The organism is Streptomyces sp. NPDC086147 (genome assembly GCF_040702165.1).
Lineage (GTDB): Bacteria > Actinomycetota > Actinomycetes > Streptomycetales > Streptomycetaceae > Streptomyces.
The window spans coordinates 69,659-91,564 of the sequence record NZ_JBFBJO010000014.1; the positions used below are offsets into that span (position 1 = coordinate 69,659).

A 21,906-nucleotide genomic window follows, 5' to 3' on the forward strand; every position below is an offset into this window, starting at 1 on the left:
CCCGCGCCTCCGGCGGCGCCGACCCCGACGCGCGGCAGAGGGAAGTTCCGCTCTCCTCCGCCACGGGTACGGCGCCGACGCCGCCGGAGGCGCCCGCCACGGGCCTCGGCCACCCCCCCCGCACAGTCCCGCCACCCATCCGACCCTCAACGGAGGCACCATGCGCGTCCCTTCCGCACCCGCACGCCGCACCGTCCTCGCCGGCGCCCTCGCCGTCTCCCTCCTCTCGGTCTCCTCGTCCGCCCTCGCCGACGCCCCGAAGGCCCGGACCCAGGCCGGGTCCCTCGTCCTGATCGGCGGAGCCCTCAAGGAGAGCAACACCCAGGTCTACGGCGAGATCATCAAGCGGGCCGGCGGCCCCGGCGCCCGCATCGGGATCATCACGGCCGCCTCCGTTCCCGAGAGCCAGGACCCCCACGCCGGCGACCCCGAGCGGTGCAGCAACTCCGCCTGCAACGGCGCGTACTACGCCGACGTGTTCAAGCGGCACGGCGCCGCCGACGCCCAGTGGCTCCCGCTCGACGTCGACCACGTTGCCAACGCCGACTCCGACGCCGTCGTCGCACAGGTCAACTCCATGACCGGCTTCTTCTTCGGCGGCGGCGACCAGTACCGGTACGTCACCACCCTGCTGCGCGGCGACGCGCACCGGGACTCCAAGGTGCTGGCCGCCATCCGCGCCAGGCTCGCCCGGGGCGCCGTCGTCGCCGGGTCCTCAGCGGGCGCCCAGATCGCCTCCGGCTCCGACATGGTCACCGGCGGAGAGTCGTACGAGGGGCTGAGGGACGGCAGCGCACCCGGCTACTTCGACGACGCGACGCGCCTCGGCCACCTTCCCGAGGGCGGCTTCGGCTTCCTCCGCTCGGGGCTCGTCGACACGCACACCGGCGCCTACGGGCGCGAGGGCCGTGCGCTGCGCCTCGCCTCGGACACGGGCCACGACCGCGTCTACGGCCTTGAGGAGAACACCGCCCTCGTCGTCGACCGACCGGGCAGCTCCCGTGAGCACCTCAGCGTCCTGGGGCCGAACGGCGTCGCCGTCCTGGACCTGCGCGACGCCCGTGCGCACGAAACCGGGGAGGGCTGGTCCCTGCGCCGGGCCCGTTACAGCTACCTCACGGACGGGGACCAGTACGACGCGCGCACATGGACGCCGCGCGTCCACCCGTCCAAGCAGCCCCTGAAGCCCGTCGGCACGGCGCCCGTCCCGGTCAACACCGACGTCTTCTTCTCCGCGGCCAACCCCGACGGCGTCCCGTACGGCTTCCGGACCACCGCGCGGGCGCTCGCCTCGACGCGCGCGCAGAGCAGCGCGACCGCGACCACGTTCGAGAGCGGGCCGCGGTTCACGGTGACGTTCACCAAGGCGCGCGGCTTCGCCGCCTTCACCGGCGACGGCACGGACGCCCGTACGCTTCTCTCCCTGCGCATCGACATCGCGCCGCGCTGACCGGCCGAACGCCACGGAGCCGGCCCCGTCCCGGGGCCGGCTCCTTTGGCGTCGTCGAGCGGACCGCGACGTGCGGGCCGCTCACAGCAGGCCGGTGCGCCGGGCGATCCTCTCCGCTTCCTTCATGCGCTCGTGGCCGCTGCCGCCGATCCGGTCGAGGACGGCGGCGACGAGGGCCTCGACGACCGCCAGGGCCGGGACCAGGCTGTCGTACGGGGAGTCCGAGGAGACCTGCGTGATGAGCACGACGTCCGCGTGGGCGGCGGCGGGCGAGAGCCATGGGTCGGTGAACACGACTACCTTGCCGCCCCGCTCCCGGGCCAGTTCGGCGATCAGCGTCTTGTCGGCCTCGTAACGCCGGTAGTCGAAGAGGACGGTGACGTCGCGTCGGGTGAGCTGTGTGAGGAAGGAGGCCCGCTCCACGTCCTTGTGCGGCAGGAAGCTCACCTGGTCGCGGAACTGCGTCAGGTGCAGGCCCAGATACTCGGCCATCAGATGTGTGAACCGCCCGCCCCCCACGTGCACGCGACGCCTGGGGTCGGCGAGGAGGCCGACGGCGTCCTCGAACTCGTGTGCCGACATCTCGTCGAAGGTCTGGGCGACGGCCTGTCGCACGAGCGACGAGCGTGTGCCGAGCCGGGTGGTGCCGGTGTCCTGCGAAGCCTCCGTCCGTTCGTGCTTCGACGTCTCTGCGGCCGTGTAGAGGGTGATCGGTGAGGCGTTGCGCGCGTCGAGCTCGGAGCGCAGAGCGGCCTGGAGATCGGGAAAGCCCCGGTAGCCCAGCCGGGAGGCGCACCTCAGCACCGTGGGTGCCGACACGCTGGCGCGCTCCGCGATCGTGGCAACCGTCTCGAAGACCGCCGCCGGATACCCCGCCAGCAGCACCCGCGCGACCTTGCGCTCCGCAGGACTCAGCTCTCCAAGCCGACTGCGGATCTCGTCGGCCAGCGTGGGGCTCATGGCTTTCCCTCCTGTGGCATGGGATCGCCGAGGCGAACGGCGGCCGTCGGGGTCGCGCCCTCCGGCGTCCACGTTTCAGATCAGCGAGTTTCAGAGATGAAATGTACCGCCTATTACGGAATCTGCCCAGGCCCTCCGAGAGGGCGCGGTAGAGGGACTACGCAGATGGAGCCGAACGTGTTCTTGATGTGGCTCCCTGTCTGTTTCGGCGGAGGTGACCACGGCGTTGAGCGGCGTCACACCGGCCAGCGCCGCCGGTGGTGCGGCCACGACGTGGATTGTGCCGGGCACTTCCACAAGGACCATGCGTTCCGACAGCGACGGTGACGCTCTCCGTTGCGTCGACCGGTTCCCCAGGGCGTTCCGGTCACGTTCAGGCGAGGCGGGCGCCCTGGAGTCGTTCCGGCGAGAACTCGTCGACTGTGCTGTTCCTGCTCTCAGGACGTGGTGTGCGTGGGTGGGGGCAGCACCGCGGACATGCCGGTCGTCCGGCGGGTGCACGGCGTGGACCGGCTGCTTCGCTAATCCCTCGACCGCAGTGTCCTGCCGTGCGGCATCAGTGCGGTGCCGACTGCTGGACCGAGGGTTCTCGCGCCGATTCCTTCGGCCCGCCGACCCACCTTGCCGACGGAGCAGGTTTGCTGCCCGGCTCGGTGTGCCTGCACTACGACAGCGAGCCGTGCCGCTGAACGTCCTGTCGGAACGCCGTGGCCACCGGTGCGCTTCCGGCCGGCTGGGCGGTGGAGGACGGAGTCGGCGCCCTGTTCGCCGACGGCCACTGAGCGACTGCGTGACACACACCCGGGCTCGGCTCTACCACACAGACCCGACGCCAGAGGGCGAAGCCACCAACCGTACGCCCGGAACGTGCGCGCCGGTGTCCCGCACCGAACCACTGTGCGGGACACCGGCGCCTTCATGGGGACGTGGCTTCAGGCGAGCGTCGCTCCCCATGTGGCGGGCCCGACGACGCCGTCCACCGTCAGGCCCTTGCGCGACTGGAAGCTGCGACATGCCGCATCGGATCCGGGACCGTACTGTCCGTCCACGGTGAGGGCGTAACCGTGCGCGCTGTTCATGCGGTACTGCCAGGTAGCCACGCTCGCGTGCACGGTGATCGGCGACTGCCGGAAGGCAACGCCTGGATAGGGCAGCGGCCCTCCACCGAAGTTGACCTCGCCGCTGAGCACTCGGGAGTACAGGTTTCCCGGACAGCCGGTCGCATGGTGGTCGCGGTGGCCGGTGATCGCCTGCGCGGCTCCGCCGGACACCCGCAGGCGGTTGATCCCGTAGCGGATGGCGTCGATCAGGCCGGCGGTGACGGGGTCGTAGTCGCTGCCGGTACCGCCGGTCAGGGCACAAATCGCGTACCAGTCGTCATTGCCCTGAGTGGTGCCCTGGGCGGCGGTGCGGACGTTCTCACCGCGTCCCTGGAAGAGGTAGCCGTGCACACAGGCGAGGTGGCTGTAGGCGATGTCCGACCAGCCGTTGCTGTCCATGTGGTAGTTCTGGATGCCCCGTACCTGGGCAGCGCAGTCGGCGTGGTCGGCCTCTGCCACCTTGACCGCGTCGACATGATGGACGGCCACGCCTCCCTGCGCGGGGGTGATGGCGTTGCTGACGCTCTTCGGGGTTCGGGCGCCCCACTGGGCGCGGGTGACGAACGTGGCCATCAGCTCTTGCCTCCGTGTTCCGCAGCGCAGCCGACGGCAGCGTTCAACGGTTCCGTGTGCGCGGCCCGGACGGCGGTGGAGTCGTAGAGCGCACCGGACTCGCGGGGAGTCGTCACGAACGGCCTTGCGCGGGGCGTCGCCGGAGGGGACGCCGCCTGCGCGGCTCCGGAGTGCAGGGCAGACATCGCGAGTGCGCCGCCGACTGCTGTCAGCAGCGCGGTGCGGCGGGAGATTTCGGGGGGCAACATTCCTCCACATGTGGTCAATGGCTCACGGTTGCGGACGCGGTGGCTTCGCGAACCGGTGGGCCCGCGCAGGCCCACCGGGCGGAGGGGGCGGTTCAGCAGCCGCCGCAGTTGTAGAAGGTCACGTCCCAGTGGTTGCCCTCGTCGGCGTAGACGTTGCCCGCGCCGGACTTCCACTGCGGGGCCCCGTCGCCACGCACGCCGATGTAGGTGAAGGTGTTCTTGATGTAGTTCCCGAGGCAGGTGTACTTGCTGAAGTCCAGCTTGTAGCCGTTCCAGTGGGAGTACGTGCCGCCCGCGTGCCCGGTCTCGGTGCCGCCGGTGATGTTCAGGCCGCAGCCGCTGGCGCTCTTGAGGGTCTGGGCGCCCTGGGCGGTGGCGAGGTTGAGCTGGTCGAAGGAGGTGCAGGTGGGGTTGTTGCGGTTGGAGCAGCCGCCGGAGGAGGACCAGGTGATCCCGGAAGCGCTGAACATCGACGTGGCGGTGGAGTGGCTGATCTTGGTGACCGCGTGGGCCTCCCCGGCGGAGGTGAGGGCGCCGACGCCGGGCGCGAACAGTGCGCCGGTGACGAGTGCCAGCGCGGTCAGAACGGACCGGAGCTTCATGCTGAGTCTCCTGGGTGAGAGATGGATGGAGTGCCCCTTCGGCCCGGATGCCACGCACGAAGGGAACGTCTGGGGGCTGGTGGGCCCGGTCGTGTGACGGCACCGCCTGCCGTCCGCCGGTGCCGTACGCGAAGAGGCACGAATGGGGTGGTGCGGAGGGTGGAAGATGCCCTGCCCGCGGGTCAGGGTCGGTCGTTCGCGTATACGCGCGGAACGCGCGTCCCGATCCGAGTGACGATTTCGTACACGATGGTGTCGGCCGCTTCCGCCCAGTTCTGGGCCGTCGGCTCGCCGTGGTTCTCCCGCCCAAACAGGACGGCTTGCGCGCCCGGCTCCAGTACTGGCTCTTTCCTCGGGAACGTGCCGTGCGGACAAACCGAGTTGCGTGGCCGGCAAGGGGGGTGTGCGCCCTGCATGTTGGGGGTGGAAATACGTGGAGCGATCGTTTCCCGGTGGTCGCCCCGTGGTCAGGAGGTGCAGCCGGAGGCGGGGAGGGACCACGGAGACGGCGGGGCGAGACCGTCGTACAGGGCGATCAGCAGCTGCTGGGGGCAGACGGAGGTGCCCTGCCGGAAGATGCCGAAGTGGAGGTGGGGGCCGGTGGAGTCGCCGGTGTTGCCGGTGTGTGCGAGCAATTGACCGGCGGTCACCCTGGTTCCGTCACTCACGCTGCGGCTGTCGAGATGGCAGTACTGGTAGACGATGCCGTCATCGCCGTCAATCGCTACGCCCAGACCGCAGGATTCGTCGAGTCCACCGTTGAGGCGTGCGGTGCCGGAGGTGATGGCGTATGCGGGTGTTCCCGTCTCGACCGCGATGTCGCTGGCCGGGTAGTCGTGGTGGGGCCACAGGAGGCTTTCGCGACCGTCGAAGACAGCGGTACGGGGAATGATGAAGGCGTAGGTGCCCAGAGGGCTGGAGTCGGGCGGCGGGCCGAGCAGGTGCTGCCATGTGGTGGGGCCTACGGTCGTTCCACCGGTGAGCTGGTGTTGCGCCTTGTAGTCCTGAACGGCGGTGCTCGTTCGTTCCCCGAAGATACCGTCGGCGGCGATGTCATGTCCGTGCTTGCGGAGCTGGAACTGCAGGGCGCGAACGGCGCTCGCCTGGGCGGAGCCGGGGGAGACGGCGACCACCAGTCTGCTCCAGGTGGCCGGTCCGACGATGCCGTCGGCCACGAGTCCCTGGCTCTGCTGGTAGGAGGTCACGGCACTTCTGGTCTGTGCGTCGAACTCCGCGTTGGCCGTGACGCTTCTGCCCTGCTGGCGCAGGAGGAACTGCAGGCTGGCCACGTTGTTTCCGGTCGCCCCCTGCTGCAGCAGGGGCCAGTCCGGAACGGCCGCATGGGCCGGGACGGCGGACATCAGCCCGAGGAGGAGTGAAGCGATGAGCGTGGTGATCACTGCTCGCATGTTTCCGTGACGGGAAGTGGGTCTGGCGGAGACGATGGATGCTGAGACCATGGACGGTCCTCTCTGCTCATACGGTTGCCGGCCCCAGTGACCTCGGAGAGGGGCTCCCCGGGAGAACGGAGCGTCGTGCCCGCTCGCTGGGAGCGTGGCTGGCAGGCGTACGGTAAGAACCAAACTGACTGTCTTGAAATGGACGGGATGTCGATCCGTCCGAGGATTGCTTGGACTGTTTAACCCTGTGTGGGAAGGACGTTCCTCTATCTCTGCTGATGAGGGAGGGGTGTTCCTACCGCTCGGGCCGTCAGTGCCAGCCAGAGGTCGACCCGGTCTTCGGCCCGGTCCTGCTGCCGTCCCGTCAGCCTGGCCACCTTCTCGATGCGGTTCTGGACGGTGTGCCGGTGCAGACGGAGCAGGGAGGAGGTCTCGGCCCAGGAGCCGTTCGTCTCGAGCCAGACCCGAAGGGTCTCGATGAGCTCCCCCGCGGGGTCGGCCGCGTCGATCGGTGCCAGGACCGTGTCGGCGAACGCCGCCAGCGTTGCGGGACTTCCGAGGCTGAGCAGGAGCCTGACGGAACCGGCCTCGGACGCGCTGACAGGACGCCCCAGCTCGGCGCTGGACGACAGGAGCGCGATCGCCTGGCGCATGGAAAGAGCCGCATGCTGGGGGGCGACCGCCGGGCCTATCCCGGCCGGTCGGCCGGGTGCGAAGCGGCGGAGCACCGCCGAGGTGTCCAGGTCCTCCGAGACGACCATCTCCACCCTGCCGCCGGTCACGCGTGCCAGTCCTCCCGGCACGGCCAGGGCGAGGTCCGCCGCGAGCTCGACCGGTTCGCCGGCGGCGAGCACCGCCACGGCCCGGATGGTGGAGGAGGGGACGTCGGCGGTCTGCAGCAGGGCGCGGGCTTGCTCGGCCGTGATGTCAGTCTGGAACAGCCTGGCGAGAAGGGCCGCCCGGCGACGGCGTTGCGGCTCGTCCGCCAGGTGCCGGCGCTCCAGTTCGACCGAGAGCAGGGAGACCAGCACGCTGATGAGCAACCGCGTTTCCGGCGAGTCGGCGTTCAGCAGGATGAGGAAGCCGCGCAGCCTCGTGGTACCGAGGGGCTGCACCACCAGTCTTCCGCACGGCAGGTCGGCGCCGCCGCTTCCCCGCAGCCCGTGCAGGGCGACGGTCTCGATCACCGGGGCGGCGTTCGTCAGGAGCTCTTGTCCGTCGGTCCCGGCCGAGCCGAGCAGACGCCCCGAGGCGTCACAGACGGCGACGCTCGAGTGCACCGCCTGGAACCAGGACGAGAGCAGCCCCGCCAGTCCGTCGCCGGAGGCAGCTGCGGAAGACAGGCGGCGCTGCGTGCGAAGGGTTTTCTCCAGCAGGCGTCTTTCCTCGGACGCGCGAGCCGCGAACACGGCTTTGGTGATGGCGGCGAACGCGACGCTCGACGGCGCCGCGAGCACGGGCATGCTGGCCTGCTCCGCATGATGGCTCAAGGCGGGCGGCACCGCCTGCAGGGGGAGGCCCGGTCCCACCCCCACGATGAGGGCTGCTGCCTTGCCGGCGGTGAGCTCTTCGACGTATGCCGCGTAGTCTCGCTCGTCGGCCGACAGCAGAAGACCGCTGGTCATCACCACTTCGGCACCCTCGAGCCAGGACGCCGGGCGGGTGTTCTCGGTGGCGTGCGCTGCCTCGACGACCCGGCCGAGCCCCGCACTTCCGGCCACCAGGCGGAGTCTGAGGGAGGGAATGGCCAACAGATCGCGAACGGTGAGAGGCATGGGACGCATGGTCCACGAAGCGCTCCCGCCTGTCGACCTTGTGTCCAGGGTCGATGCGAAGACCGTTCGGGACGACACACTGGCATGTCCACCCACAGGGGCCGTGCCGGCGAGAAGGACACTTCGTGTCGGGCGTGACGTGGACGGCGGTGCGGCGGGGTGGGACGGAGTCCCGGAGCGCACGGCGAGAGCCACGCCCCACCGACCGTCCCCGGCCCCGGCGTCGGGGAGGGTCGGTGCCGATCGGCGATGTCAGCGCGAAGGACGTGACAGCCTGCTTTGACGCTGGATCCGGTCCACGGCCGCCACGGCGTACCAACATCCTGCCGCAGCTTCGGCATCGCGGTAGGTGGTTCGCGCCCCGCCGGGGACCACCGCGACGAGGGTGGCGTCCCTGGCGCGGGGATGGGGGCCGGGATCGGTCGGGAAGCGGTAGACCGCGTAACGGAAAGGGCTGTGCCTGCCGCCCGGCACACCTGCGGAGATGCGGAGAACGGCGGCACCGGTGGAGGATTCCCGCCGGACCCTCACGGCGGGCCGGAGGGGTCGGGGCCGCTTGTCCAAGCGGGCCGGCAGCGGCCCCAGGACGGGTTCCCGCCAGTGGGCCAGCCGCATGGCGGCGAAGTCTCCCACGCGGTCCGCCCGGACATCCTTGGCGCTGAAGAACAGGTCACCGCCGATTTCGGGAAGTGCGGCGTTGAGCGTCAGGTGGCGCGTGAGTTCCTTGCCGTCCTGCCAGGGCGCCGGCTGGTCGGCCGCTCCGGACTTGTAGACCGCCTGTCCGATCCACAGCTCGGTGTCCGTGCCCCGGACCACCTCGGCCCACCAGGGCGCGAGGACGGCGTAGTCGGCCACCGGCAGTCCGATGTGCCAATACACCTGAGGGGCGATGTAGTCGAGCCAACCCTGCCGCACCCAACCGCGGGTGTCCGCGTGCAGGCCGTCATAGGACTGGAAGGCGGCGGTTCGCGATCCGCGGGGATCGGTGGTGGCGTTGCGCCAGACGCCGAAAGGACTGATGCCGAAAAGCGCGTTCGGCCTGATGGCGCGTACGGCGTCCCGCATCTCACGCACCATGAGGTCCACATTCGCGCGGCGCCAGACGGCCTTGTCCGGGTAGCCCGCCCCATGGACCCGGAACGTCTCCTCGTCGGGGAAGTCCGAACCCGCTATCGGATACGGGTAGAAGTAGTCGTCGAAGTGGACGCCGTCGATGTCGTAGCGCCGGACGGCGTCGAGCATGGCCTCTTGGCAGAAGCGCCGGGCGGCCGGCACGCCGGGGTCGTAGTAGAGCTTGCCGCCGTATGAACGGGTCCACTCCGGGTTCGTGCGGGCCGGATGCCGAGGGTCCAGTTTGGACGGGTCGGCCTGCATCGAGACCCGGTAGGGGTTGAACCAGGCGTGGAACGCAAGGCCCCGCTGGTGCGCCGTCTCGATCATGAAGGCCAGCGGGTCGTATCCCGGATCCTGCCCCTGCCTACCGGTGAGCCACTCCGACCAGGGTTCGAGGGGCGAGGGCCAGAAGGCGTCGGCTGTCGGCCGGATCTGCACGAACAGGGCGTTGAATCCCAGGGCAAGGGCGTCGTCCGCCAGCCTCACGAACTCCGTGCGTTGTGCGGCGGGGTCGAGGCCCGTGCGTGAAGGCCAGTCGATGTTGACCACGGACGCGATCCACATCCCTCGCATCTGCCGCTCGACGGAAGGGCTGGAGGGTACGGCGGCATGCGCTGTCACAGGGGAGAGCGCTGCGGTACAACTGGCCGCCGCGAGGGCGGTGAGAACCGCTCGGCGGTCGAGGGCGGGACGGAGCGATGAACCAGTTGCGTCTTTCGATGACATGGCTGTCTCCGCAGGAGAAGTGACGTCGGGCAGTGGGACGAACAATGCCGCATCGGATGTTGTGGGGTGTTCGGCGGTGAGGCAGGGGCGCGCGGTTGTCCGCAGGTGAGTAACAGGCATAAGCCTGGTGGTCGTGATGCTCCATATGTATCGTCTGTTTCGGCTTCCGGGGTCCCAGCGCGATCGTCACCCCCTTCGTTGAGCACGTAAACCATGCCGTTGCCCCCCACGGATGGGCGCAGGATGCGCGGGCCGACCGCCGCGCGCAGTCATGCTCCGCCCCGAAAGCCGCGAGCCGGTAACGACCTGATGTCCACCATGCCGAAGGGAGCTTGGACATTCCGTCGATCGTCCGCCCGTCGGCCGGATATCTACGGTGTCGCCCCTGCCCCACTCCACGAGCCGTCCGGCAGCTGCCCCGTTCGAGGCCGCAAACCGCCTTCCCGAAATGAGCACAGCGCACATGAACACCGCCCGCTCCACCGTCCTGGCGGCATCGATCGCCCTCACCCTCGCGCTGGTCGCCACAGCCTGCGGACCGTCAGAGCCGACGAAGCCGAACAAAGCGTCCAACAAGCCCGGCGGCGCCTACTCGGTCGCGCTCACAGAGCCGGACCACCTGCTGCCGGGTCGGACCACCAGCAGCTACTCCCTGCAAGTTCTGCAGGGGCTCTTCGACCCGCCTGCCTCCCTCAACCCGAAGGACGGCACCGTCAAGCCGCTGGCGGCCCTCTCCTGGACCACCGAGGACAACGTCCTCTGGACCGTCAAATTCAGATCCGGCACCACCTTCCACAACGGAGAAAAGGTGACGGCCCGCAGTTTCGCGGACGCGTGGAACGCCGCCGCTTACGGCCCGAACGGCTGGGACAGCAACTATTACTTCGCCCAGATCAAGGGATACGACGCGCTCAACCCGGCGAAAGAGGGCGCCAAGCCGACCGCCCGAACCCTCTCAGGGCTCGAAGTCGTCGACGAGACGACCCTGCGAGTCACCCTGAAGGCTCCCTTCAGTCAGTTCCCCATGCTGCTGTCCTTCCCCGCCTTCGCCCCCCTCCCCAAGGCGGCCATCGCCAAGCCGGACGTCTTCGACATCGCGCCAATCGGCAACGGCCCCTACCGGCTCGACGGACAGTGGGAGCGCAACCAGAAGATCAAGCTGAAGAAGTTCGCCGCGTACGGCGGCCCCCGCAAAGCCATGGCCGACCGCATCGACTTCAAGATCTACACGAGCCGTGAGACCGCCTTCACCGAACTGCAGGCCGGCAACGTCGACGTCCTGACGACCGTTCCGGCAGCCAACTCGACGCAGGCCAAGCGCCTCTTCGGCGAGCGCTTCTCCATACGTCCCAGCGGAACCATGGACTACCTCGGTCTGCCCGTGAAGGACCCCCGCTTCGCGGATCCCCGAATCCGCAAGGCCATCTCTATGGCCATCGACCGCAAGGGCATCACCCAGGCCATCTACAACGGCGTCTACAAGCCCGCCACCTCGGTCGTGGGCGACATGATCCCCGGACACCGTTCCGGCGCGTGCGGTAAGACCTGCACCTACGACCCGGCCGCCGCCAAAAAGCTGTTCGACGAGGCCGGCGGCTTCGACGGTCCCCTGGAGCTGTACTTCTCCAACTCGGACGCCACCTACGAACAGTGGATGACCTCCATCGCCAACCAGCTCAAGGACAACCTCGGCATCCAGGACGTCAAGTTCCGCAAGATGGCCCCCGCCGACCTGTCCCCGCTCCTCAACGAGGGACGGAACAAGGGGCCCTTCCGGCAGAACTGGGTCATCGACTACCCCAGCATCCAGAACTACCTCGACGGCCTCTACTACCCCGGCAACCGATCGGGCTGGAGCAGCAAGGAGTTCGACAGCCTCGTGGCGAAGGGCAACGCCGCCAAGGGAGGCCAAGCCATCGCGGCGTACCAGGAGGCCGAGGACATCGTGCTGCGTGACCTGCCATACATCCCGCTCTGGAACTGGCAGGACCAGTCGGCATGGAGCGAAAGGATCGGCAACGTCGTCATCGACTCCTACGCCGCCGGCCTCCACCTGGACCGCGTCACCGTCAACCACTGAGGCCGTCACCGACCCTCTGCCGGCACCCCCTCGGGAGCGTCGCGCAGACCGATCACCTGGGGGCCGTCCGTCGTGTGGAGATTCGTCGCCCGTCGCCTGCTGCATGCCCTGCCCGTATTCCTCGGCACCACCTTCCTCATCTACACCCTCGTCTTCGTCCTGCCGGGCGACCCGATCCAGGGCCTCGCCGGCGACAAACCCGTCCCGCCGGCGGTCCTCGCCGAACTGCACGCCCGCTACCATCTCGACGACCCGCTGTGGATGCAGTACACGCACTACCTCACCGGCCTCCTCACGGGGGACCTCGGCACCACCTTCACCGGCCGCGACGTGTCGGACCTGCTCGCCGACCGGTGGGCCGTCACCCTGCAGCTCGGCCTGACCGCCTGGGTCCTGGAGCTCGTCCTCGGAATGGCCCTGGGGGTGTGGGCGGGCCTGCGGAAGGGAAAGTGGGACGACAGCGCGGTCCTCTTCGGCACCACACTGATCATTTCTGTCCCCGTTTTCGTGGTCGGGTACCTGGCCCAGCTCGTCTTCGGCGTACAGCTCGGCTGGCTCCCGGTGGCGGGCACCGAAGGCGGCTGGCCCCTGGCCTTCCTCCTGCCCGGTCTCGTCCTGGCCTCCTTCGGGCTCGCCTATGTCGCCCGGCTCACGCGCAGTTCCCTCATCGAGAATCTCCGGGCCGACTACGTGCGCACCGCCCATGCGAAGGGACTCAGCCGACGGCGCGTCGTGGTCAAGCACACCCTGCGCAACTCCCTCATCCCCGTGGTCACCTTCCTCGGACTGGAGCTGGGCGGTCTCATGGCCGGCGCCATCGTCACCGAGTACATCTTCAACCTGCCGGGCGTCGGCCAGCAGCTCTTCCAGTCCATCCAGCTGAGGGAAGGCCCCGTCGTCGTGGGCACCACCACCGCCCTCGTGCTCATCTTCCTGCTCGCCAACCTGCTCGTGGACCTGCTCTACGGGCTGCTCGACCCGAGGATCCGTCATGACTGACACCACCAGGACCCCGGAGGCCACGAGCGGCGCAGCCGAGGACACGGCCCCCGACAGAACGCCTCCGCTGTCACGGCAACAGGCCTCCCTCAGCAAGGACGCGTGGCTCGAACTGCGACGGCGCCCCACGGTGTGGGCCTCCCTGATCACCCTGCTCCTCATGACGGCCATGGCCCTGGCGCCCAGCGTGTTCACGTCACTGCTCACCGAAGCCGGAGACCGGTGCGACCTGGCCGACTCCAAGCTCGGCCCCTCCGCCGGCCACCCCTTCGGATTCGACCTGCAAGGGTGCGACTACCTCGCCCAGGTCATCCTCGGAACCCGGCCCTCACTGCTGGCCGGCCTGGCGGTCACCGCGGCCTCCCTGCTCATCGCCGTCGTCCTCGGCCTCCTGTGCGGCTTCTACGGCGGCTGGATCGACGCACTCGTCTCCCGGATCACCGACATCTTCTTCGGCCTGCCCTTCGTGCTCGGGGCGACCGTCATCCTGGTCGCCTTCCCCGACCACGGTCTCGGCGCCATGATCCTGGTTCTCACGGTGCTGGGCTGGACGACCATGACACGCATCATGCGCTCCCAGGTCATCGCGCTGGCCGACGCCGACTACGTGAAAGCCGCCCGCATGCTCGGGGCACGGCCCGCGCGCCTCATGCTGCGTCACATCCTCCCCAACGCCATCGCCCCCGTCATCGTCGTCGCCATGCTCAACGTCGGAGCGGTCATCTCCGGCGAAGCGACACTCGACTTCCTCGGCGTGGGCCTGCAGTACCCCCAGGTCTCCTGGGGCCTGCAGCTGAACGCGGCCCAGGCCTTTGTCCTCGACCACCCCCACCTGCTCCTCTTCCCCGCTCTCTTCCTGTCCGCGACCGTCCTGAGCTTCATCCTCCTCGGGGACGCCTTGCGCGACGCCTTCGACCCCCGGCTGAAATGAGCCCCTATGTCCGCCGACACCCCTCCGCTCCTGGAGGTTGACGACCTCTGTGTCGAGTTCCGCACCCGACGTGGCACCATCCGCGCGGTCAACGGTCTGTCCTACACGCTCCGCGAAGGCGAGACCCTGGCACTGCTGGGCGAATCCGGATCCGGCAAGTCCGTCGCCGCGCAGGCCGTCATGGGGCTGCTCGACGCCCCGCCGGCGCACATCACCCGCGGCGCCGTCCGGCTCCGCGGCGAGGACCTGCTCTCCATGCCGCCGGAGCGCCACCGGACAGTGCGGGGCACCCGCATCTCCATGATCTTCCAGGACGCGCTCACCGCGCTCAATCCCGTCCTGACGGTGGGCGACCAACTCTCCGAGATGTTCAGGGTGCACCGGGGAACGGGGCGCAAAGCAGCGCTCGCCCGGGCCGTCGCCCTCATGGACCGCGTCCGCATCCCGGCCGCCGCCCGCAGGGTCCACGACTACCCCCACCAGTTCTCCGGCGGCATGCGCCAGCGCGTCATGATCGCGATGGCGCTTGCTCTAGACCCGGAGGTCGTCATCGCCGACGAACCCACCACCGCCCTCGACGTCACCGTCCAGGCCCAGATCATGCGGCTGCTCAAGCAGCTCCAGGACGAAACCCGCATGGGCCTGCTGCTGATCACCCACGACCTCGGCGTCGTCGCGCAGGCCGCCGACCGCATCACCGTGATGTACGCCGGCCGCACGGTGGAGTCCGCGGGGGCGGAGGACCTCTACACCCGCCCCGGCCACCCCTACACCCGGGGCCTCCTCGATTCGGTCCCCCGGCTGGACCGCATGGGCAAGCCGCTCGTTCCCATCAGCGGTGCCCCACCGCTGCCCTCCTCCGTTCCCACCGGATGCGCCTTCCACCCCCGCTGCCCGCGCGCCGAACCGCGCTGCGGCATCGAAACACCTTCCTCCCAGACCCTTTCGCCCGCAGGACACCACAGTGCCTGCCACTTCACCGAAGAGGTTCACCGTGCTCCCGTTGGCTGAGGCCGCTCCGCCCCTCCTCCAGGCAACAGCGCTTACCCGTCACTTCCCGATCACGGAAGGGGTCCTGCTGAAACGCCGCACGGGAGTGGTCAGAGCGGTCGACGGTGTCGACCTGACCGTTCGCCCGGCGGAGACGCTCGGCATCGTCGGCGAGTCCGGCTGCGGAAAGTCGACCCTGGCCTCCCTCCTGATGGCCCTCGACCGTCCCACCTCGGGCAGCGTCATGATCGACGGGCAGGACCCGTTCTCCCTGTCCTCCCGGGAACTCCGCACCGTCCGCCGTAGCGTCCAGATGGTGCTGCAGGACCCGTACACCTCTCTCAACCCGCGGATGACCGCCGGGCAGATCGTCGGAGAACCTTTCGCCATCCACCCTGGAGCCGTCCCCAGGGCCGACCACGGACGCCGGGTGGACGAACTCCTCGAAACGGTCGGCCTGGACCCCACCCACCAGGACCGCTACCCGCACCAGTTCTCCGGCGGACAACGCCAGCGTCTCGGAATCGCACGCGCCCTGGCCCTCGGGCCACGACTGCTGCTGTGCGACGAACCGGTGTCCGCCCTCGACGTCTCCGTCCAGGCGCAGGTCCTCAACCTGCTGCAGGAACTCCGCCGCGACCTCCGCCTCGCCTGCGTGTTCATCTCGCACGACCTCGCGGTCGTGCAGCACCTGTGCGACCGGATCGCGGTGATGTACCTGGGGAAGATCGTCGAGACCGGAACGCGGGAGCAGATCTACACGACCCCCCGCCACCCCTACACCCGCGCGCTGCTTGCCGCGGCACCCGTTCCGGACCCCAGGCACCGTGCGGCCGACGACGAGCACCTCCTGGAAGGGGACCTCCCCTCCCCGGCCTCGCCGCCGTCCGGCTGCCGCTTCCGCACCCGCTGCCCCCACGCGCGCGAACAGTGCCTGGTCGAACCGGAACTGCGCACGCGCGACGGAGCCGAGCACCCCACAGCCTGCCATTTCCCCATCACGAGGAGGAGCACATGAAAAGACCCTTCGCGCGCCGGCGAGCAGCCGGCGCGGCAGCCGTCGTGACGGTCCTGGTGACCGGAGCGCTCGTCACGCCCCCTGCGCAGGCCCGGTCGTCCGTGGCCGTCGAACAGGACACCGGTGCCGGGAAGCCGTCCCGCGCAGACCTCTTCCACGAGGCCGGTAAGCGCCACCACGTGCCCGAGACGGTCCTGCTCGCGGTCTCCTACCTCCAGAGCCGCTGGGACGACCACCACGGCGCGCCCAGCGTCGACGCGGGCTTCGGCCCCATGCACCTCACCGATGCCCGGGCGGCGCTCGCCGAGGCACCCCACCACTCGAGCGGTCACGAGGATCCACGGGATGATGCGTCCCGGCCGCCCCTCGTACACCGTGAGACACCCGTCGATCAGGAACGACTGCCCGCCTCACTGGAGACCCTGGGCCGGGCCGCAGCACTCACGGGACTGCCCGCGAGCCGCCTCAGGACCGATCCCGCGGCCAACATCGAGGGCGGCGCCGCGCTCCTCGCGGCCCACCAGCGAGCAGCGGGACTGCCCCTGAGCACCGACCCGGCCCAGTGGTACGCGGCGGTCGCGGCCTACTCGGGCGCCGGTGAGACGGGCGCGGCCCGCCGATTCGCCGACGACGTCTTCTCACTGATCAACGGGGGAGAGTCGCGCCGCACCGACGACGGGACCGTCGTCACCCTTTCCCCCGTACCCGTCCGGCCGGAGACCCGGCAACTGGACAGGCTCGGGCTGAAGGCCACCGTGCCAGGCGCCGAGTGCCCCCGCGACCTGGGCTGCGACTGGACACCGGCCCCCTACCAGATGCTCTCCGAAGAGCCGGGCGACTTCGGAAACCACGACCTCTCGAACCGCCCGTACAACCAGACGATCGACTACATCGTCATCCACGACACCGAAGCCACCTGGGACACGACCCTCAAGCTGGTCCAGGACCCGACCTACGTGTCCTGGCACTACAGTCTCCGTTCCGCGGACGGTCACATCGCCAACCACCTGCGGGCGAAGGACGTCGGCTGGCACGCCGGCAACTGGTACGTCAACTCCAAGTCCGTCGGTCTCGAACACGAGGGCTTCCTGGCCGAGGGCGGCCAGTGGTACACCGAAGCCATGTACCGGACGTCCGCCCGCCTCGTCCGCCATCTCGCCAAGAAGTACGACGTCCCCCTGGACCGGGCCCACGTCATCGGCCACGACAACGTGCCGGGCACCGTGCCCGCCACCGTCGCCGGCATGCACCAGGACCCCGGCCCCTACTGGGACTGGGACCACTACTTCGACCTCCTGGGCAAGCCGTTCAAAGCCCACGGGAAGGCCACCTCGCCGCTGGTGACCATCCGCCCCGACTACGACTCGAACACGGAACCGTACTACTGCGGAGCGACCCCCGCCGACCTCTGCCCCGTGCACGGGTCCGCCTCCATCACCCTGCGCAGCGAACCCCGGGACGACGCCCCGCTGGTCACTGACATCGGCATCCGGCCGTCCCCCGGCACCTGGTCCGTCTACAACCACGCCGCGCGCGTGAGCACCGGGCAGAAGTACGTGGTGGCCGAGCGCCGCGGCGACTGGACGGCCCTGTGGTACCTGGGACAGAAGGGCTGGTTCAAGAACGATCCCCGGCACGCGACGACGCTGCCCGCCAAGGGAATGGTGGCGCAGTTGCGTCCCGGACTCGACAGCGCGCCGCTCTACGGCCGCGCCTACCCGGAGCCCGCCGCGTATCCCGCCGACATTCCGGTCCAGCCCCTGGCACCGCTGCAGTACACACTCCGACCAGGACAGTTCTACAGCGTCGGCCAGACGGTCAACGGTGAGTACTACCACTCCAAGACCTTCGAGCTCGCCGGCCACACCGTGGTCCGCGGCACACTCAGGTACCACCAGGTGCAGTTCGGCCACCGCATCATGTTCGTCAAGGCCGACGACGTCGTCCTGACGTCCGCCGCCGGACTGCCTCGCGCATCGAACTAGGATCCGATCCGAAAAGCAGGCCCCGATCGTAAAGGGCGCCTGAAGCGGCCTGGAACTCCTCACCGGGAAGTCCAGGCCGCTACCATATGGGGCCCGCCCGCCACCAGCGACAGGCAGGGTCGTAACAGAGCTACGAGAGAGCGGCAGGAAGACCGTGACAGGCGAGAACCATGGGGGAATGAACGACCCGTTCGAGCCACAGGCGGTGCTGCACCGCTGGTCAGAGGCCTGCCACTTCTCCGACGCCACCTTCGGGGGAACGGCCTGGTCGGACGGGGCCCTGCGACTGGAGAACCCCGAAGGGCAAGAGACCTTCGTGGATCAGCACGGCCACGCCACGCTCGAATGGGACTACGCGACCTGCTCCACCGGCTGGCGTGAGCTGCCCTTTTCCGCCCAGGAGCTCATCCCCTCGTGGACGGCTCTCACCCCGGCAGGAACTCGGCTGATGATCAGACTCCGCGTACGCGACGCGCGAGGGGAAACCTCTCCCTGGTACGTCATGGCGCACTGGACGTCGGACGACGACGTGGTGCACCGCACCACCGTGCCAGGCCAGGTGGACCCCTTCGGGACGGCGGACGTGGACGTCTTCGTGGCGTCTCCCGGCCGGTCCGCGCTCGCCTACGAACTCGAAGTCCGGCTGGCGCGCACCCAAGGCGCCCCCGAAGGACCCGTGGTGCGAGCCCTCTGCCTCGCCGCGTCGTCAACCCCTGCCGACCATCGCCAGGCGGTGAGCGGACCGGCCGGGGCATGGGGCAAGGTCCTCGACGTACCGCGCCGCTCCCAGGAAGTGCACACCGGCCACAGCCCGCAGTGGGACGGAGGCGGAGAAGCATGGTCGGCGCCCACCTGCACCGCGATGCTGGTCGAGTACTTCGGCCACGGCCCGACCGATGACGAGACGGCGTGGATCGACCCCGCCGACACCGCCCCCCAGGTCGACTTCACGGCCCGCGCCGTGTACGACTACGCCTACAAGGGGTGCGGAAACTGGGCCTTCAACGCCGCCTATCCCGCCCGCTACGGACTCAGGGGCCTGGTCACGCGTCTGCGCTCACTCAGCGAGCTCGAACGCTTCATCTGCGCGGGCATTCCGATCGCCACGGCCCAGAGCTTCCGCATAGGAGAGCTTGCGGGCGCGGGATACTCGCCGGCGGGCAGCATCAAGATCGTCTGCGGGTTCACGGACGACGGAGACGTCGTCGTCAATGATCCGCTCTCCGCCACCGACGAAGACGTGCGAAGGACCTACCCGCGCGGGGAGTTCGAACGCGTGTGGCTGGCGGCATCCGGTGGTGGGGGAGTGGTCTACTTCCTCTACCCGCCCGATCTGCCCCTGCCCGCACACGTACCCGGTCTCGACCCCAACTGGTGACCCGTACGGCACTTCCGGCTCCCACCGTTCAGGGGCTTCTTTCCGATCGTGCCGGCTCCCTGCGTCCGGCACCACTCCGACTCACCCGGCACGACAGTTCCGAGGACCGACGAAACGTCGTGTGCCTCATTCCGGGCCGGGACTTTTTGTTGATCGCCCCGGCCCGGACCGTTTCCCTAACGTGTGGCTCATGAAAACGGCTCCGCCGCACAGCCGCGGTTCACGTGACGGCACGGCGCATATGTGTCCGCCGCCGTAAGGCATCCAGCCTGTACACCTGCCGCACGCACTTCGGCCGCGGACGGGTCTCTACTCGCCCGAACGTCACCTGTGGCCGCCCGGGCATGCCTCGCACGCGTGCTTTCTCGCGCCCCGCGGACTGACCGGCGAAACACCCGGCCCCGCAGCCCCCTTGGCAGAAGAAGAAACACGCGCTTTTCCCGCCCGGTCCGTATGTGATCCCGGGTGTGCACCCTCTTCGATGGACCTTCGCGACGCCCCTTCGTATGGGCACAAGGCGGTAACCCCGATGAATCACCCTTCTGCCGCCCGGACCACGCCGAGCGCCTTCCGGGCCTGGAACTCCCAGATCACCGCTGCGGCCGTCGCCCGCCAGGACGGCACGCCCGGCTGGGTTTCCCTGGTGGGCGACGAAGTCTGGTGGGACGAACCACGACCTCACGAGGCAGGGCGCCGCTGTGTCGTGCGCGCCAGGCCGGACGGCGAGGTCGAGGACGTGCTCCCGGCCGACTTCGACGCCCGAAACGCCCTCCATGAGTACGGTGGGCGGAGCTGGCGCCCGACCGGTGACGGTGTCGTCTTCACCCACTGGTACGACCAGCGTCTCTATCTTCACTGCCCGGACGGTCACGACGCGCCCCGGCCCTTGACGCCGACGCGCAAGAACGTCACCTACGGCGATCTCTACCTTCCTCCGGCGCGCGACGAGGTCTGGGCGATCCGCGAGACCCGTCTCGGCGGAGTGCGCGACGTCGAACGTGCTCTGGTGGCCGTCTCCTTGAGCACGGGCGCCGAACGGACGATCGCCGCAACCCACCGGTTCATGACGTGTCCCCGCATGTCACCGGACGGCCGCCATCTGTCCTGGATCGGATGGAACCATCCGAACATGCCGTGGGACGGCACGGAGCTGTGCGTCGCCTCCTTGCACAACGACGGGACGGCCGGCGTCCACGGTGTCAGAGCGGGTGGTCCCGCGGAGTCCGTGGTCCAGGCCGAGTGGAGGGACGCCGACACCCTCTGGGCGGTGACCGACCCCGACGGCTGGTGGAACCTGCACCTCGTGCCCGCCGAGGGAGGCCCCGTGCAGTCTGTCGCCGCCGCCGAGGAGGAGTTCGGCGGCGCCCTGTGGAAACCGGGCGCCTCATGGTTCGCCCCTCTTCCCGACGGACGCGCGGTGGCCGTCAACGGAACCGGCGCGGGACGACGGATCTCCCTGGTGGATCCAGATGCCGGACTCGGGCTGCCCGCACTGACCCCTCTCGACTTGCCCTACACCGACTTCGTCCAGAGCATCGACGCCGACGCCGACCGCTTGGTAGCGGTCGGAGCCGGTACGACCCTTCCCTACGCCGTTTTCACCGCCGCGATCCCCGCCCCCGGTGCCGCACCCGACCACGGGGTGCGGATCGTCTCCTCCTCGTCCACCCCCTGCGTCGACCCGGCTTGGCTGCCCCGCCCCACGACCCGTACCTTCCGGGCCGACACGATCGGGTCCGCTCACGGCCGGACCGGGACCGATGCCTTCCCGGTGCACGCCCACATCTATCCGCCCACCCACCCCCACCACACCACCCCCGACGGAGAGCGCCCGCCCTGGGTGATCTTCGTACACGGCGGTCCCACGGGCGACTACCCGATGGCGTACGACCTGGAGATCGCCTACTTCACCAGCCGTGGCATCGGCGTCGCGACCGTCGACTACGGCGGGTCCGTCGGATATGGCCGCGCCTACCGAGAGCGCCTGAACGGTGCCTGGGGGATCGTCGACGTCCAGGACTGTGTGACCGTCGCACAAGCCCTGGTCGCCGAAGGGCTCGCGGATCCCGACCGACTGGCGATCCGCGGCGGGAGCGCGGGCGGATGGACCGCACTCGCTGCCCTGACGCACACGGACACCTTCGTCGGCGCGGTCTCCTTCTACGGCATCACCGACCCTGTCAGCTGGGCGGACACCACCCACGACTTCGAGTCCCGCTACCTGGACGGTCTGATCGGCCCCCTGCCGCAAAGCGCCGCACTCTACGAACAGCGTTCCCCCGTCCTCGCGGCACGCCACGCCAATGGACCCGCCCTCCTGCTCCACGGCCTGGAAGACGTCATCGTGGACCCCGCCCAGTCCTCTGCCATGGCTCGTGCACTGAAAACCGCCGGCATCCCTCACGAGCATGCGGAATTCCCGGGCGAACGGCACGGCTGGCGGCGGGCCGAGACCATCCGGGCGGCTCTCGAGGCCGAGATCCGCTTCTATGAGCGGATTTTCGCCTCTCCCGAAGGTCCCGGTGCGAGCCCGGGCCGGCCTGCGGACCCTTCCCTCACGGCGGACCGGCCGTGACGG

15 protein-coding genes and 2 pseudogenes are annotated in these 21,906 nt (G+C 69.4%); 10 read left to right on the forward strand and 7 right to left on the reverse strand.

Going from position 1 to position 21,906, the window contains the following annotated elements; all coding sequences use genetic code 11:
• The first annotated feature begins 160 nt into the window (after nt 1-160).
• Nucleotides 161-1,450: a cyanophycinase gene (locus AB0398_RS25720; RefSeq protein WP_366377988.1), complete on the forward strand. Its 1,290-nt coding sequence runs from the start codon at nt 161-163 to the stop codon at nt 1,448-1,450.
• An 81-nt stretch (nt 1,451-1,531) separates the two neighbouring features.
• Here AB0398_RS25720 and AB0398_RS25725 read toward each other — a convergent pair whose 3' ends face one another.
• On the reverse strand, nt 1,532-2,410 hold the full coding sequence (locus AB0398_RS25725) for a MurR/RpiR family transcriptional regulator (protein ID WP_366377989.1): 879 nt from the start codon (nt 2,408-2,410) through the stop codon (nt 1,532-1,534).
• A 316-nt stretch (nt 2,411-2,726) separates the two neighbouring features.
• Between AB0398_RS25725 and AB0398_RS25730 the strand changes: the two are divergent.
• A pseudogene (locus AB0398_RS25730) lies at nt 2,727-3,186 on the forward strand (Type 1 glutamine amidotransferase-like domain-containing protein); the annotation flags it as partial.
• A gap of 156 nt (nt 3,187-3,342) precedes the next feature.
• On the opposite strand, the gene AB0398_RS25735 reads toward AB0398_RS25730, so the two are convergent.
• The 6 genes and pseudogenes from AB0398_RS25735 to AB0398_RS25760 all read right to left on the reverse strand — a co-directional run bounded on the left by AB0398_RS25735 (nt 3,343) and on the right by AB0398_RS25760 (nt 10,067).
• Nucleotides 3,343-4,083 (reverse strand): peptidoglycan-binding domain-containing protein, encoded by a 741-nt coding sequence (locus AB0398_RS25735; RefSeq protein ID WP_366377990.1) that lies wholly within the window; start codon nt 4,081-4,083, stop codon nt 3,343-3,345.
• 340 nt (nt 4,084-4,423) lie between these two features.
• Nucleotides 4,424-4,933 carry a hypothetical protein gene (locus AB0398_RS25740; protein WP_366377991.1) on the reverse strand — a complete coding sequence of 170 codons (510 nt, stop codon included), beginning with the start codon at nt 4,931-4,933 and terminating at the stop codon, nt 4,424-4,426.
• 182 nt (nt 4,934-5,115) lie between these two features.
• A pseudogene (locus tag AB0398_RS25745) lies at nt 5,116-5,268 on the reverse strand (alanine racemase C-terminal domain-containing protein); the annotation flags it as partial.
• Between the two features lie 132 nt (nt 5,269-5,400).
• The gene (locus tag AB0398_RS25750) at nt 5,401-6,333 is read right to left on the reverse strand and encodes a peptidoglycan-binding protein (protein ID WP_366377992.1); all 933 of its coding nucleotides are present in this window, start codon (nt 6,331-6,333) and stop codon (nt 5,401-5,403) included.
• A 266-nt stretch (nt 6,334-6,599) separates the two neighbouring features.
• Nucleotides 6,600-8,108: a PucR family transcriptional regulator gene (locus AB0398_RS25755; RefSeq protein ID WP_366377993.1), complete on the reverse strand. Its 1,509-nt coding sequence runs from the start codon at nt 8,106-8,108 to the stop codon at nt 6,600-6,602.
• A 252-nt stretch (nt 8,109-8,360) separates the two neighbouring features.
• Complete coding sequence (locus AB0398_RS25760) at nt 8,361-10,067, reverse strand: family 10 glycosylhydrolase (protein ID WP_366377994.1); 1,707 nt, start codon at nt 10,065-10,067, stop codon at nt 8,361-8,363.
• Nucleotides 10,068-10,395: 328 nt separating this feature from the next.
• Between AB0398_RS25760 and AB0398_RS25765 the strand changes: the two genes are divergently transcribed.
• From AB0398_RS25765 to AB0398_RS25800, 8 genes are all read left to right on the forward strand, one after another.
• A complete protein-coding gene (locus AB0398_RS25765) occupies nt 10,396-12,027 on the forward strand; it encodes an ABC transporter substrate-binding protein (protein WP_366377995.1) in 1,632 nt (543 codons plus the stop codon).
• 72 nt (nt 12,028-12,099) lie between these two features.
• Nucleotides 12,100-13,026: an ABC transporter permease gene (locus AB0398_RS25770; RefSeq protein ID WP_366377996.1), complete on the forward strand. Its 927-nt coding sequence runs from the start codon at nt 12,100-12,102 to the stop codon at nt 13,024-13,026.
• Nucleotides 13,019-13,957 carry an ABC transporter permease gene (locus AB0398_RS25775; protein WP_366377997.1) on the forward strand — a complete coding sequence of 313 codons (939 nt, stop codon included), beginning with the start codon at nt 13,019-13,021 and terminating at the stop codon, nt 13,955-13,957. The genes AB0398_RS25770 and AB0398_RS25775 overlap by 8 nt, the downstream gene beginning before the upstream one ends.
• Before the next feature lie 6 nt (nt 13,958-13,963).
• Nucleotides 13,964-14,968 (forward strand): ABC transporter ATP-binding protein, encoded by a 1,005-nt coding sequence (locus tag AB0398_RS25780; protein ID WP_366377998.1) that lies wholly within the window; start codon nt 13,964-13,966, stop codon nt 14,966-14,968.
• A complete protein-coding gene (locus tag AB0398_RS25785; RefSeq protein WP_366377999.1) occupies nt 14,961-15,965 on the forward strand; it encodes an oligopeptide/dipeptide ABC transporter ATP-binding protein in 1,005 nt (334 codons plus the stop codon). The genes AB0398_RS25780 and AB0398_RS25785 overlap by 8 nt, the downstream gene beginning before the upstream one ends.
• The gene (locus AB0398_RS25790) at nt 15,962-17,950 is read left to right on the forward strand and encodes a peptidoglycan recognition family protein (protein WP_366378000.1); all 1,989 of its coding nucleotides are present in this window, start codon (nt 15,962-15,964) and stop codon (nt 17,948-17,950) included. The genes AB0398_RS25785 and AB0398_RS25790 overlap by 4 nt, the downstream gene beginning before the upstream one ends.
• Before the next feature lie 178 nt (nt 17,951-18,128).
• Nucleotides 18,129-19,328, forward strand: a complete 1,200-nt coding sequence (locus AB0398_RS25795) for a C39 family peptidase (RefSeq protein WP_366378001.1) — start codon at nt 18,129-18,131, stop codon at nt 19,326-19,328.
• A gap of 412 nt (nt 19,329-19,740) precedes the next feature.
• Nucleotides 19,741-21,903: a prolyl oligopeptidase family serine peptidase gene (locus AB0398_RS25800; RefSeq protein ID WP_366378002.1), complete on the forward strand. Its 2,163-nt coding sequence runs from the start codon at nt 19,741-19,743 to the stop codon at nt 21,901-21,903.
• The last annotated feature ends 3 nt before the right edge of the window (nt 21,904-21,906 follow it).

Excerpts from the sequence above, each read along its gene's own strand:
- AB0398_RS25720 (WP_366377988.1), top strand. The coding sequence starts at position 161 with ATGCGCGTCCCTTCCGCACCCGCACGCCGCACCGTCCTCGCCGGCGCC.
- AB0398_RS25725 (WP_366377989.1), bottom strand. The coding sequence starts at position 2,410 with ATGAGCCCCACGCTGGCCGACGAGATCCGCAGTCGGCTTGGAGAGCTG.
- AB0398_RS25735 (WP_366377990.1), bottom strand. The coding sequence starts at position 4,083 with ATGGCCACGTTCGTCACCCGCGCCCAGTGGGGCGCCCGAACCCCGAAG.
- AB0398_RS25740 (WP_366377991.1), bottom strand. The coding sequence starts at position 4,933 with ATGAAGCTCCGGTCCGTTCTGACCGCGCTGGCACTCGTCACCGGCGCA.
- AB0398_RS25755 (WP_366377993.1), bottom strand. The coding sequence starts at position 8,108 with ATGCCTCTCACCGTTCGCGATCTGTTGGCCATTCCCTCCCTCAGACTC.
- AB0398_RS25760 (WP_366377994.1), bottom strand. The coding sequence starts at position 10,067 with ATGCCTGTTACTCACCTGCGGACAACCGCGCGCCCCTGCCTCACCGCC.
- AB0398_RS25765 (WP_366377995.1), top strand. The coding sequence starts at position 10,396 with ATGAGCACAGCGCACATGAACACCGCCCGCTCCACCGTCCTGGCGGCA.
- AB0398_RS25775 (WP_366377997.1), top strand. The coding sequence starts at position 13,019 with ATGACTGACACCACCAGGACCCCGGAGGCCACGAGCGGCGCAGCCGAG.
- AB0398_RS25780 (WP_366377998.1), top strand. The coding sequence starts at position 13,964 with ATGTCCGCCGACACCCCTCCGCTCCTGGAGGTTGACGACCTCTGTGTC.
- AB0398_RS25790 (WP_366378000.1), top strand. The coding sequence starts at position 15,962 with ATGAAAAGACCCTTCGCGCGCCGGCGAGCAGCCGGCGCGGCAGCCGTC.
- AB0398_RS25795 (WP_366378001.1), top strand. The coding sequence starts at position 18,129 with ATGAACGACCCGTTCGAGCCACAGGCGGTGCTGCACCGCTGGTCAGAG.